Annotated in this window: 12 protein-coding genes; 9 read left to right on the forward strand and 3 right to left on the reverse strand. The window is 59.7% G+C overall.

Features of this window, described 5'->3' with window-relative positions; all coding sequences use genetic code 11:
* Positions 1–88 precede the first annotated feature (88 nt).
* Genes K5X80_RS03945 through K5X80_RS03955 form a run of 3 tightly spaced genes read left to right on the forward strand, consistent with a single transcriptional unit; the run spans position 89 to position 4,493 of the window.
* Positions 89–2,146, forward strand: coding sequence for a type I secretion system permease/ATPase (locus K5X80_RS03945; RefSeq protein WP_283249223.1), 2,058 nt, complete (start codon positions 89–91; stop codon positions 2,144–2,146).
* Positions 2,143–3,186 carry a cell wall hydrolase gene (locus K5X80_RS03950; protein WP_222559549.1) on the forward strand — a complete coding sequence of 348 codons (1,044 nt, stop codon included), beginning with the start codon at positions 2,143–2,145 and terminating at the stop codon, positions 3,184–3,186. The genes K5X80_RS03945 and K5X80_RS03950 overlap by 4 nt, the downstream gene beginning before the upstream one ends.
* Positions 3,183–4,493 (forward strand): HlyD family type I secretion periplasmic adaptor subunit, encoded by a 1,311-nt coding sequence (locus K5X80_RS03955; protein WP_222559550.1) that lies wholly within the window; start codon positions 3,183–3,185, stop codon positions 4,491–4,493. Before K5X80_RS03950 ends, K5X80_RS03955 begins: the two co-directional genes overlap by 4 nt.
* Before the next feature lie 11 nt (positions 4,494–4,504).
* Here the strand turns inward: K5X80_RS03955 and K5X80_RS03960 are convergent, their stop codons facing one another.
* Complete coding sequence (locus K5X80_RS03960; protein ID WP_222559551.1) at positions 4,505–5,413, reverse strand: transglutaminase-like cysteine peptidase; 909 nt, start codon at positions 5,411–5,413, stop codon at positions 4,505–4,507.
* A 402-nt stretch (positions 5,414–5,815) separates the two neighbouring features.
* Positions 5,816–6,427 carry a TetR/AcrR family transcriptional regulator gene (locus K5X80_RS03965; protein WP_222559552.1) on the reverse strand — a complete coding sequence of 204 codons (612 nt, stop codon included), beginning with the start codon at positions 6,425–6,427 and terminating at the stop codon, positions 5,816–5,818.
* A gap of 226 nt (positions 6,428–6,653) precedes the next feature.
* On the opposite strand from K5X80_RS03965, the gene K5X80_RS03970 reads away from it, so the two are divergent.
* From K5X80_RS03970 to K5X80_RS03995, 6 genes are all read left to right on the forward strand, one after another.
* Positions 6,654–8,846, forward strand: coding sequence for a TonB-dependent receptor (locus K5X80_RS03970; RefSeq protein WP_222559553.1), 2,193 nt, complete (start codon positions 6,654–6,656; stop codon positions 8,844–8,846).
* A gap of 82 nt (positions 8,847–8,928) precedes the next feature.
* Positions 8,929–9,789, forward strand: coding sequence for an SDR family NAD(P)-dependent oxidoreductase (locus K5X80_RS03975; protein ID WP_502778524.1), 861 nt, complete (start codon positions 8,929–8,931; stop codon positions 9,787–9,789).
* A gap of 106 nt (positions 9,790–9,895) precedes the next feature.
* On the forward strand, positions 9,896–10,414 hold the full coding sequence (locus K5X80_RS03980; protein ID WP_222559555.1) for a CinA family protein: 519 nt from the start codon (positions 9,896–9,898) through the stop codon (positions 10,412–10,414).
* Positions 10,415–10,526: 112 nt separating this feature from the next.
* Positions 10,527–10,724 carry a hypothetical protein gene (locus tag K5X80_RS03985; RefSeq protein WP_222559556.1) on the forward strand — a complete coding sequence of 66 codons (198 nt, stop codon included), beginning with the start codon at positions 10,527–10,529 and terminating at the stop codon, positions 10,722–10,724.
* A gap of 95 nt (positions 10,725–10,819) precedes the next feature.
* Entirely contained in the window at positions 10,820–11,137 is a 318-nt protein-coding gene (locus tag K5X80_RS03990; RefSeq protein WP_222559557.1) for a hypothetical protein, read from the forward strand.
* A gap of 273 nt (positions 11,138–11,410) precedes the next feature.
* Complete coding sequence (locus tag K5X80_RS03995) at positions 11,411–12,514, forward strand: YihY/virulence factor BrkB family protein (RefSeq protein ID WP_222559558.1); 1,104 nt, start codon at positions 11,411–11,413, stop codon at positions 12,512–12,514.
* A 71-nt stretch (positions 12,515–12,585) separates the two neighbouring features.
* Here the strand turns inward: K5X80_RS03995 and K5X80_RS04000 are convergent, their stop codons facing one another.
* The gene (locus tag K5X80_RS04000; RefSeq protein WP_222559559.1) at positions 12,586–12,816 is read right to left on the reverse strand and encodes a DUF6894 family protein; all 231 of its coding nucleotides are present in this window, start codon (positions 12,814–12,816) and stop codon (positions 12,586–12,588) included.
* Positions 12,817–12,826: the final 10 nt, after the last annotated feature.

Genomic DNA, 12,826 nt, shown 5'->3' on the forward strand with positions numbered 1-12,826 from the left:
AATCGTGCGCGACGATGGTTCCATATATGGCGTAGCCCCCGCAGACCCGCTGGAGGCCTGTATTGCCGCGCTTGCCCGGCATTACGGGATGGCGTTCTCGCCGACGCTGCTGGCGACTGTGCCGAGAAATGGGGAAGGGCGCTTGCCCTTCCACCAGCTCGGACCGGCGCTCGAACTGGTCGGGCTGAACCATGAAACCGTGTCGGGCAAGAAGCTGTCGCGCCAGCCCGATGGATGGCCGGCGATCGTGACTCTGCGGGATGGCAAGTTCGCCATTGTTTACGAACTGAAGGACGAGGATCTGCTCGTCTGGCGGCCGGAAACGCAGGAGCAGATGTGGCTGCCTTTCGCATCGGTGGCCGAGGAATTCGCCGGCGGGCTGGTAACGGTCTTCGGCGATCCCAACAGCATTGGCGAACGGGTTCTGCCGTGGCACGCGAAAGGGCGTCATCACTGGTTCTGGAGCGAACTGCGCAAGGAACGGGCGGCATTCCGTCCGGTCCTGCTGGCATCCTTGCTGATCAACCTTCTTGCCCTGTCGATGCCGCTGTTCACGATGAATGTGTATGACCGGGTGTTTCCCAACCGGGCCGTATCGACCCTGTGGGTTCTGGGCATCGGAGTGCTGCTGTCGTTCGCGCTGGAATTTGCACTGCGCCAGGCGCGGTCCAATGTGGTCGACCAGATCGGACGTCGTCTCGACCTGAAGCTGTCGCAGAAGATTTTCGGCCGGTTGCTGGCGACCCCGTTGTCTGCCCGTCAGGGTAGCACGGGGGCCTTGGCGGCACGCGTTTCGGAATACGCCACGGTCCGCGATTTCTTCGGATCGACGACAGTGGTCCTGATGGTCGATCTGGTGTTTCTCGTCCTGTTCGTTGCGGTGATCGCGTTCATTGCCGGATGGCTGGCCATCGTTCCGTTGACCGCCATTCTGGTGATGGGGCTGATCGGATACCGCTTGCAGGAACAGGTGGTCACGGCGGCGCAAGACGCGCAGGCCGACCACGGTCTGCAGCAGACCATGCTCGTGGAATCGATCGCGGGCATGGAAACGTTGAAGAGCATGGCAGGTGAAGGCGGCATGATCGGCCGCTGGTATCGTCTTGCGGAGATCGGCACGCGTTCGCAACAGCGCCTGCGCCACATCAACACGATTGCCGTGGGGCTGGCCGCAACCTGCCAGCAATTGTCCGGTATCGCGTTGGTGATCGGTGGTTATTACCTGTTCGATGCTGGGAATATCACGATGGGGGCGATCATCGCGATCGTCATGCTTTCGTCGCGCTCTCTCGGACCGGCCGGGCAACTGGCTTTCCTGCTGACCCGGGGCCGCCAGGCCCATGAAACGCTGACCAGCATCGAACGGTTGTTCGATGCAGAGGATGAGCGGCGGCAGGGCAGCCGGACCGTCCCGCCGACCATTCGCTCGGCCTCGATCAAGCTCGAAAACCTGGAATTCCGTTATCCCGACACGTCCTCGTTTGCGCTGGACCGGTTGAATCTCACGATCGAACCGGGGGAACGGATCGCCGTGATTGGCCGTGTGGCTTCCGGCAAATCCACCCTGGGGCGTATTCTGTGCGGCCTTTACCAGCCGACCGGCGGTGCGATGATGATCGATGGGATCGACAGCTCGCAGTATCGCCCGCACGATATCCGTTCGGAATTCCGCTTCGTCGGGCAGGATGCCAATCTCTTCACCGGTACGATCAAGGACAATCTGACGTTCGGGCGGCCGGATCTGCCCGATGCGGCGCTGATCGATGCTCTCAAGACAACCGGGGCGGAGCAGTTCCTTTCCCGTGATGCGGGCGGGTTCGACCGTCTGGTCGGGGAGCAGGGGCGGCGGCTGTCGGGTGGGCAGCGCTCCTTCCTCGCTCTGGCCCGCGCCTTTGTGACACCCTGCAAGATGCTGTTCCTCGATGAGCCGACCGGAGCGATGGACAGCCAGACGGAAAAGCACTTCGTCGATCGTCTTTCGGGCTCGCTGATCCCGGGACAGACGCTGATCATCTCCACACACCGTCCGGCCCTGTTCCGGCTGTGCGATCGCCTGATCGTGCTCGATCAGGGGCGGATTGTCGCGGATGGGCCGAAGAATGAAATCATTGCTGCGACGGGCAATGCCGAAAGGTTGACCGCATGAATACCGCGACCGCCCTTCATCTGCCTGCGACGCGTTCGCCGTCGCGCAGGGCGTGGCGTCGCACGGCTTTGCATGTGGGTTATGCACTGTCCTTAGCCTGTGCGCTGGCGCTGGTTGGATCGACCCGGCTGACGCAGGGCGAAGCGAGAGCCGCCGTCGGCATGCAGCCGCAGCAGGTTCGGATGCTGGTGGCGATGACCACCGGCGATCAGGGACGTGTGGTCAGCAAGGGGGAAACGGCCCGCGAAAGCAATGCGCTGATCCCGCTCTCACAATTGCCGGTGGAGAAGCCGGGCAGCCTTTCGGGCATCCGTCCGGGGATCGAAGGCTATGGCACGGCGCTTCGTTGCCTGTCGCAGGCGATCTATTACGAAGCCGCGAACGAACCGCTTGCGGGCAAGCGCGCCGTGGCCCAGGTCGTGCTCAACCGGCTCCGCCACCCGGCTTATCCTAATTCGGTGTGCGGCGTGGTGTACGAAGGCAGCAACCGGGCGGTCTGCCAGTTTAGCTTTACTTGTGACGGTTCGTTGCTACGCGCGCCGGTCGGGCCGCGTTGGCAGGAATCGCAGGCAGTAGCCGAAGCGGCTTTGGCCGGGCAGACCGAACCGCGTGTGGGCACGGCAACGCATTATCACGCGGACTACGTCTTGCCGCGCTGGGCATTCACGCTGGCGAAGATCGACAAGATCGGCGCGCATATCTTTTACCGGTTCCCTGGAAAATGGGGCCGCGCTGATGCTTTCCGCGATCGGTGGTCCGGCTATGAATACATACCGCAGCTCGATTATGCGCGGCTGCGTTCCGCCCTCGATCACCGTACTGGGGATGAAACCGCGGATCTCGCCAATGGCCTGAGTGTCGTGCCGCATATGTCCGATCGCCATACGGCCACCGATATCGGCGGGCGGATCGATGTGACCAAGCAATGGCGGATGACCATTCCCGATCCCTCGCAGGTCAGCCAAGGGTATCATGCGGCGGTGACGGCGCAGGATGTCTCACCTAACGCCACCCTGACGAACGAACAGGTGCAGCCGTGACGGAACAGGCTATCGAACAATCGTGGGACGAGCGTCTGCGCGGCTTGCGGGATCGCTATGCATCCTACGATGCGAACCATCGCCTGATCATGGCGTGTGCCGTCGGTTTGGCACTGTTCATTGTCTGGGCCAGCCTAGCGAGCGTGGATGAAGTGACGCGCGGCACCGGGAAAGTCATCCCGTCGAGCAAGGCCCAACTGGTCCAGCCAGCGGAGGCGGCCGTGGTGAAGGACATCCTTGTGCGCAGCGGCCAGTCGGTGGTGAAGGGGCAGTTGCTCGTCCGCCTGGACGATGCGCAGGCCTCCTCCGAACTGGGGCAATTGCAGACGGAAAACGACCGGCTGACGGTAAGGGCCGAACGGCTCAAGCAGGAAGCGGCGGGCGGGGAGCTCGGTTGCGGCGAAGGCGGCACCGTGTGCGCTGACGAGCAGCATTTGCAGGATGTCCGCATGGCTACCGCGCGGAGCAAGCAGATGGGTCTGGCTGCTGCTGTGGAGCAGCGGCGGCGCGATTTGCGCGAAGCCGAAGCCACTGCCAATGCCCTGAGCAACAGCGTCCGTCTTGCCGCTGAACAGGTGCGTATGCTCGAACCGCTCGCGGCCAAGGGGATCGTTCCACAAACCGAACTGCTTTCGGCGCAGCGTGAACTGGTCGATACGCAGGGGCGCCTGGCTGCAGCCCGGCAGGCGGTTGCTCGCGGCCAAGCGGCCGTGCGCGAGGCTTCCGCGGAGCTCAGCTCCTCACGCCTCGACTTTCAGCAGCAAGCGCTGGCGGAACGAAGCGAAATCCAGACCAAGATTGCCGTCAACCAGCAGACGATCCGTGGCGCTGCCGCCCGGAAGGAACGCAACGAGTTGCGCGCGCCGGCGAATGGCATTGTAAACGATGTGCAGATCGCGACAATCGGTGGTTTCGTCGGAGCTGGGCAGAAGCTAATGCAGGTCATTCCGGTGGGTGACAAGCTGCTGGTCGAAGCGCGCGTCAGCCCCCGGGACATCGCCTTTATCAAAGTTGGGGACCGCGCGAACGTGAAAGTCACCGCCTATGATTTCTCGATCTATGGTGGGCTGAGCGGCAAGGTGCAGCAGGTTTCGGCAGACAGCATCTATGATGAAGTCGAACGGCAGACCTACTACACCGTCGTGGTGGAGACGGAGCGTTCGTTCATCGTCAAGGACGGCCAAAAATTGCCCATCGTGCCGGGGATGATTTGCGATGTCGAAGTAATCACCGGACGCAAAAGCATCCTGTCCTACCTCTTCAAGCCCGTGACCAAAGGGCTGAGCGAGGCGATGACCGAACGCTGATCAGCGTTCGGTCAGTAACCGTGGAGCCAGGCGGTGTTCTCGCCGAAGCTCATGATCGGGCGATAATCGAGGCTGGAACTGGCATCCAGCAGCGTATCGGTGCTGTTGTCCAACACCAGATAACGCCCTTCATGATGCACGATCAGGATCGCGTGATCCGCATTGCGCACCAGATCGCGGGCAATCGTCAGGATCATGTCCTTGCGGGCCAGCCCCGAGGCTGCAAGCAGCTGCATCTTGGTGAGAGCGATATCCTCGCAATCGCCTTTGCCCAGCCGCAAGGTGGTGCGAGCGCCTGCCCAATAATCCGCCCTGCCGAAAAGCTGGCTGTCCTCGACATACCGGATCTTGTGGTTGACGGAACGGTTCACCGCTTCGATCAGGCTCAGCCGATCGGCCCGGCGCCCGCCGGCAAATGCGCGGGCGGTTCCAGCGGAAACGGGTTGCAGGCGCACGCGAGCCCAATCGCCGTCGAAGGGGGTGTGGCGTACCGGCACGCGTTTGCTGGCCAGGAAGTTTTCCGGATCGCTTACCGCGCGCGACGAACCCGAGATGCCGAGCGCTGGGCTGGGCATCGCGAGATTGGTGACAGGGGCAATCGTGCAAGTGGCGGATGGCAATTGCGTGCCACCAAGCGCGGGCTGCAACAGGCGGCCGCCATCGGTCATCGCCTGCGTGGTGCTGAGCGATACCGTTTCCGATCGGGCTTGCTGCATGCGGATTTGATCGAGCATGCTGGGGCTGCCGCCCAGGATCGCAGCGCTCTTCGCGAGAGCTGCATCCTGGCCTGCCAGTGGACCGGGCGGAGGCGTGGCACCGCATGATGCGGCCCCAGCCGCAAGCAAGGTCATCGGCATGATCGCCGCCAGCGTGGCGTGCGCTTGCCCAGGTACCGCCAGGATACCGGCCGTAGCGGCCATACCCACCAGTACCATTCGAGTCCGTGTAATGGGATATTGTGCTCGCATGGCCCATAGTTGGACCTATGGGAAGAAACTTGCGGTTTAGGACTATGGTTACCAAATGGCCCGAAAATAGGGCTCTGGCGAAGGATAATTTACTGAATTATCGGATTAATAAACTTCTGTCCTGGTAACTTTATGGTGGAAAGCGGGCTGGGGCCAATAGGCTGGTTCGTAAAACACCTTGCGTTCGGAGGGCCTGCGATCGCGATTTCAGCGCCGCTACCAGGGCCCCAAAACGGGCGGCTTTTGCGCTTTTGCACTTGCGCAGGACCGGCTGATGTACGGTCCTGGCAATTTCGCCCTGATCCTGAAATCGTGCGATTATGGTCTCGATAACTTCCTCAATGCATCTACGCGCTATTTGGGAGTATTGGCTCCGCTCACCACCAAGCGGATCAATTCGCGTGTTGCATTTTCGCTAACATCGCCGCCACCCAGGAACAGTCGCAAGACTATCGGGCCCATGATCGCATCGATCAGCAGATCGACATTTTGCGGCGTAGCGATTTCCCCGCTTGCGATGGCATGGTCGAGTATCACTCGCACCGGAGCCTTGCGTTGCTCGATGTACGTATGCAACGCTTCCATCAGCGCAGGGTTGTCAGCACACTGGGCCACAAGTGACGGCATCATCGTCACCATTCTGGTTTGCGCTTCGAGTTGCCCGGGAGTATTTTTCACGAGTTCCACGAATTGCTGAATGACACCTGTCAGGCTTTCGATCACGTCGCCCTTTATTTCCGCCTTGATGGCAGGAATCGCCCCCAATGCGGCAAGGACGACTTCCTCTCTTGAGCGCCAGCGGCGGTAAATTGTCGCCTTGCTGACCGACGCAGCCGCGGCGACCCGATCTAGCGTAAATCCCTGCAAACCATATTGCAGCAGGATCAGCATGGCCTGATCGAGGATCGCGCGCTCTGCTTCCTGGCTGCGACGCCGCCCTCTGCGCCGGGGACTTTCTTCAGCCAAATTCCCGCTCCAACTGCCTCATCCACTGGATCAATGCATGCAGGTAATGATCTGGCGATAACGGGTCAACAAAGCCCATTAAAACCACCCCTGAAAAATTATATGAAAAATCCATTTGTGTACGCATGCGTACCTATTTATTTAGATCGTGATAAATACGAATCAACCGTGTGAAACCGGTTATTTCACGCAAGGTACGTATACGTACCTGATAGGGGGAAAGAAGATGTCGTCCAGCTACAGGGGTTACGGGTTTGCGGTCAGCCTGCTGGCAATCGCCCTTGGTTCCACTCAGGCCATGGCTCAGGAAGAGCAGGCGCCGCTTTCGGAAATTGTCGTCACAGCCTCGCGCACGGGGGAATCGCGGCTCAGCGACACACCGATCGCCATAACGGCACTTTCTGCAGACCAGCTCGATCAGCGCGGCGTAAATGACATTCGCGGCCTGACCGATTATACTCCCAACCTGCAAATTGCTGATTTTGCCGGGTATGCGCAGATCTTCATACGTGGGGTCGGGTCCAACGATCCCTTCGCCGGCACCGATCCCAGTTCCACGGTGCACCTTGATGATGTCTACCTTGGCCGTACTCTGGGATATTTTTCCAGCTTCCTCGATGTCGAACGGATCGAGGTCTTGCGAGGGCCGCAGGGTACACTTTACGGGCGCAACTCGGTAGGCGGCACTATCAACGTAATCACCCGCAAACCAACGGACGCGTTCAAAGCCCAGCTTCAGGTTGGCGCGGGAACCTACGGTACCGCATCGGGCGCCGCCTACGTCAGCGGAGGGCTGGGCGGGGGAATCGCCGCAGGCCTTGCCGTGCAATATCGCCGCAATGGTGACTATTTCGACAATGTTTCCGCGGGCGGCGACATCGGGCGAGACAGCAATTTCGGAATACGCGGGCAGATCGTTGCCCCGCTCGGTGCCGGTGAGGCAATTTTGCGCGGTGACTACACTCGCCAGAAAGGGCGGCTTGTCGGTTATTCCAAATTGCTGGCTCCGACCGGCCTTGCCTCTGACGATGCCGTATTGGGCGACTTCGACAAGATTTCGCTGAACCGTCACAACCGCCAGAAGCAATCGGGTGGTGGGGTGTCTCTGGAGTTGAGCTTCCCGTTATCCGATACGGTGACTCTGAAATCACTCTCTTCATGGCGCCAGTTGCATGGCGATCTGGACTATGATTCCGATGCGAGCGCGATCGATATCGGGCGTTCCACGGTCAACCTGCGTCAGGAGCAATACAGCGAAGATCTCTCTCTGACAGGTAAGTTCGACAATCTCACGTTGTTTGCGGGCTTGTTCTATTTTTACGAGAAGGTGAAGGAGCCGCTCCGCTTCGCACTCTATCCGGCAAATGCCAGCAATTTCCGCCTTCCCGAGATCCGCACCAACTCCATCGCGTTTTACGGGCAGGCTGAATACGCTGTCAGCCCGCAACTCTCGTTCATTGCGGGGATGCGATACACCCGCGAACGCAAGAAACTGAATGGACGTTTCCTCTGGACAGCGTCGGCATCGCCTGACTTCGATACGGCCTTGGCAGCCCCCGCCATTGGTGCCCCGTATTTCTACGATCCCTTCACTGCGAAAGCATCAGAAACCTACGATGCCTGGACACCCAAGTTTGGGTTCAATTTCCGGCCTGACAGCCATACTCTCATTTACGCGTCGATCACGCGTGGCTTCAAGAGTGGCGGGTATGACATGGGATCAACTGACAAAGGGAATGCCGAGCGCGGCTTCGCTCCGGAATTGCTGTGGTCTTATGAAGTGGGGGCAAAGACTTCGCTGATCGATCGCAAGCTCGATATCGCGCTCACCGGCTTCCGGTATGATTACGATGATCTGCAGGTAACCCTGTTTGTTCCGCCCTCTTACGCTGTGACGCAAAACGCTGCTTCCGCGCGGACCTATGGTGCCGAGCTGGAAATGCAGGCCCGTCCCGCTCGTGGCCTCACTCTCTCGGGTACACTGGCCTATCTTGATGCCAAATACCGGCACTACACAGGCGCCTATACGGCCACCTTCGGCGCGTTTGACGCAACCGGGAAACGGCTGAACAATGCCCCCGAATGGGCGTTCACCCTCGGGGCACAGTATGAATTTCCGTTGGCGGGGGGTAACAGCTATATCGGTGCCGACTACAAATGGCAGGACGATCTGTACTTCAGCCCTGCCAATGATGGGGTGGGCGGTGCCAGCGGCTATCTCGAACAGCAGAAGGCCTATGGTCTGCTCAACGCGCGTATTGGCTGGACCAGTGATGATGGGCGATATGGCATTGCTCTGGTCGGGCGCAATCTGCTCGACAAGAACTACGTCGTGTCCACCGCCAGTTACACCGCGGCGATCAGCGGAAGGCCGGGTACGCCGCGTACGGTGGACGCCACGTTTACGGTTAACTGGTAAGATACGTCACACTCACGTCTATTTGAGACGTGCGGGTTTTCGGATTATGTGAGAACAGCGGTGGGTCAGGCCGCAAAAGGATATGGGTATGAGCAAAGGTGTTGCCGTCGTTACAGGAGCAAGCCGGGGCGCTGGCCAGGGCATCGCACGGGCATTGGGGGCAGCAGGCTACACCGTCTATGTCACCGGGCGCAGTCAGACAGCGGACGCCTCGCCGCTGGGTGGAACCATCCATGAAACAGCCGCCGAGGTGACCGCAGCAGGCGGGCGCGGCGTTGCCTTCGCCTGCGATCATGCCGACGACGAAGCGGTGCGCGATCTGTTTGCCACCGTTGAGCGTAACGAAGGCCGCCTCGATATATTGGTCAACAACGCCGCGGCAATCAGCAATGATCTGATCCAGCGCGGGCCGTTCTGGACCCGGCCCGTCAGGATGGCGGACATCATTACCGTGGGCCTTCGGTCGAGCTACATCGCGGCCCATGCAGCGGCCCCTCTGCTTGTCGCCAAACCTGGCGGCCTGATGATTTTTACCTCGGCGCCTGGTGCGGTCAATTATGCCCATGGTCCTGCCTATGGCGCGCAAAAGGCCGGAACGGACAAGATGTCGGCCGATATGGCGGTGGAACTGCGCCCCTTCGGCGTGGCGTCTGTCAGTATCTGGATGGGCCTTCTGAAGACAGCCCGATCAGCGGCTTCCATGGCGGAAAAACCCGGTCAGTTCGATTTTCTGCTGCCTTATATGGAAACGCCCGATTTCACGGGGCGCATTATCGCGGCGATACATAGCGATCCGGATATGATGGCGCTGTCGGGCCGTACCGTGATCGGGGCGGAACAGGCACGGGAATATGGCGTGCTCGACATCGACGGAAACAGCCCGGACTCTCTCCGTCCCGTCGTCGGCGGTCCTTTCAAGTACGACGAACTCATCATTGATTGATTGGGGGGCGAGGTTTCCCAGAGGTTCGGCTGGACAAGTTTCATTTGCAACTCTCGAGTGTCGAGGAACTGTCGCGAAGAATAAGAATATCGGCTACGCTGCCGTGATGCTCGACACGCTCGCTCCTATCGCCATGCAGGCAGCGGCCACCCTGACCAAGAGGCGTGAGACCATTGCCGTCGCCGATGGTGCGACCGGCGGGCTTATCTTGGCAGGTCTGCTCACGGTGCCCGGTGCCACCAGGTTTTGCCGAGGTGGCGGCGTAATCTATTCATTCAAGGGCCGTGAGGTGTTGCTGGGCCTGTCGAAGGAAGACTTGGCAGGCATGGAATCGGTTACCGAGCCCTACGCGCTGTTGCAGGCGCGTGCGATCCGGGACCGCTTTGATGCGGACTGGGGCATTGCCGAGAGCGGATCGGCAGGGCCAGGTAGGCATCCAGGCGGAGTGCCGACGGGCAGGAGCTGCATTGCCGTGGCTGGTCCCGATATCGCGGTCGTGACGACAATCGAAAGCGGCAGTGAGGATCGCATACACAATATGGGCGCCTTCGCGCTGGCGGCGCTCCGGTTCCTCAATTCCACATTGGAAGCAGCGTCCTCGGTCCAGGACTCGTTTTCCAACTAATTGCATAACATATGTTATAAACCGGCAGCAGGTCATCGCATTTGCTCTGAGCAACTGAAACCAAATTGCTGATGAGACGTCCACCAAGCGGACGGGACGCTTGGAGAGTGAAATGCAAAACAACCAGAATCAGCAGTCCGGTCAGGACCAGAATCGCCAGGACCAGAATGCAAACCAGCAGCCGGGCCAGCAGAACCAGGATCAGAACAAGCCGGGTCAGCAGGATCAGGACAGACAGCGCCAGCAGGAACAGGAAGAAGAGCGTCGCCGCCAGCAGGATGAGAACCAGAATCCTCAGCAAAACCGCTGATCGGGAAAGGGCGGCTTCGGCCGCCTTTTCATGACACGAATGATACCTGCCAGATTTGAGAAGCTCTAATGGATGTTACAGCAGGAGATGGCTCTTTGAGCGATCTCGAACGGGCTGCATGCGCGGTGCCGGATGTAGGTGCATGCCCCCACACCTTCGCTTTTGCGCCGGAGCCAGCAGAACGGATCGCACATTTTGCACCGACGGGCAGCGTGGTTATCCGCGGCCGGACATTTTACTATGGTCCTTTCCCCTTCAAGGATCAGCCCTCGCGAAATGATGTAGGCCTGCTCGGCCGTGAGGTTCTTATGCATGGCAAAACCTACAGGATTGCCGGGATTGAACGATACTCTCTTCCCACCCCTTTGATGCCGGGCGAGCCTGTCGGGCTGCTCTTGGAGCCGAGGGCTTAACGGACCATTTCCTCCTGTAGAGCGAAAGTTTCGACGGCGCGCGCGCCAATCCGAAAGCGTGCCAGGGCCACCCGGTTCGCCTGTTGCCGCTGTTCGCGCTACTGTTGCTCGCCGCTAGGATAGGGAAACGGCCCTTTGCCAGCGATACGAGGAAAAGGAGGCGATAATCCAGACATCAGCCAATACCATGCATCATGGGCTGCCCAAGCAGATTGCCGCTGCGCGCAACGCACCAAGCGCATTCGCAAACGCAATGGGTGGGGAAGAGCGGCCATGACGCAGCAAACGGAAAAGCAAGATACTCCGATAGCTGTGGAGCAAGATGGAACCGTGATTGCGCGGGAAGATTTGCCCCGGCTTGCCGAGAATGTGCCAGGCGGCACCGGTATCTCGCCTTTTCATATGCCGTGGGCCGCCTGGTGGCTGATCCTGAAGCGTATCTATGTGATGATCGGCTTTCACAATCTCAGTCTGCTGGCAGCAGGCGTTGCCTTCTATGCCTTCCTCGCATTTGTCCCTCTGATCGCATCTGTGGTGTTGCTGTATGGCCTGATCGGTGATCCGGCCACGGTGGCGGGCAGCATTGATCTCTTGTCAGGCGTGGCTCCGCCCGAAGTCCTGACGATTCTTCAAGATCAGCTTCTTTCTATCGTGACCAGCAGCAAGACCGCGCAAGGTTTCGGTCTGGCAGTCGCGCTGTTTTTTTCACTGTTTGGAGCGATGCGTGCTGCCACGGCGATGATGGCAGCGTTGAACGTCATTTATGAAGAGTATGAAACCCGCAATATTATCCGGACCACGGGCGTCGCCGCCGCTATAACGCTCGGGATGGTCAGCGTTGCGGTTGTGGGTGTCGCGGCGATCTCGTTCTTCACTTACGTTCGCAATTTCCTGTCTCCCTACCTTGGGGAGACCGCGGTTTTCCTCGTTCAAGTGGCCACTTGGCTGGTGGCAGGCGCTCTTGTCAGCTTCACTTTCGCTATCTTCTTTCGCTATGCGCCGGACAGGAGAGCAGCCAAATGGCGTTGGCTGTCGATGGGATCAGCTCTTTCGACGCTGCTCTGGCTCCTGATCACGGTGGGTTTCGGGTTCTATGTGGCCAACGTCAGCAATTACAATGCGACCTATGGTTCGCTGGCCGCAGTCGTGATCTTTCTGATGTGGCTTTTCCTGTCGGCCTATGCCGTCCTTCTGGGGGCGGCAGTCAATGCGGAAACCGAAAGGCAGACCATGGTCGATTCCACAGTCGGGCCAGACATGCCAATCGGCACGCGTGGGGCGACGATGGCAGATACCATTGCCTTGAACGAGACAAGCCGCGCTCTTCTGGAGAAAAAGCGGCGCTACAAAGCCAACAGGCGTGCGGAGAGGGTGTGAGGCTCCTATCGGTGCGCCAAGAAACGGCCGCTCCCCGCGAACATGCTTTCGAAGGCTGGCTTTCATCGCGCTTAGGTGACGTCGAGCGCGTTGATGACAACGGCGAAACAAAGCCGGCCCTTTTCGTTCACGACATTGATCCGCAATCCGTCGTTGCGGTTCAGAATATCGGGTTCATCGGAAAGGAGACTCCCGCCGTAGCGTATCGCTTCACGGCGGGCAGCGTTATCGTCCGCCAGATCGAGACCGTCTTCATCCCGCTCGTGTGCGCTGCCGTGCATATGAAAGAAATAACGTGTCATGATGTGGCGC

The organism is Caenibius sp. WL (assembly GCF_019803445.1).
In the GTDB taxonomy this organism is placed as follows: domain Bacteria; phylum Pseudomonadota; class Alphaproteobacteria; order Sphingomonadales; family Sphingomonadaceae; genus Caenibius.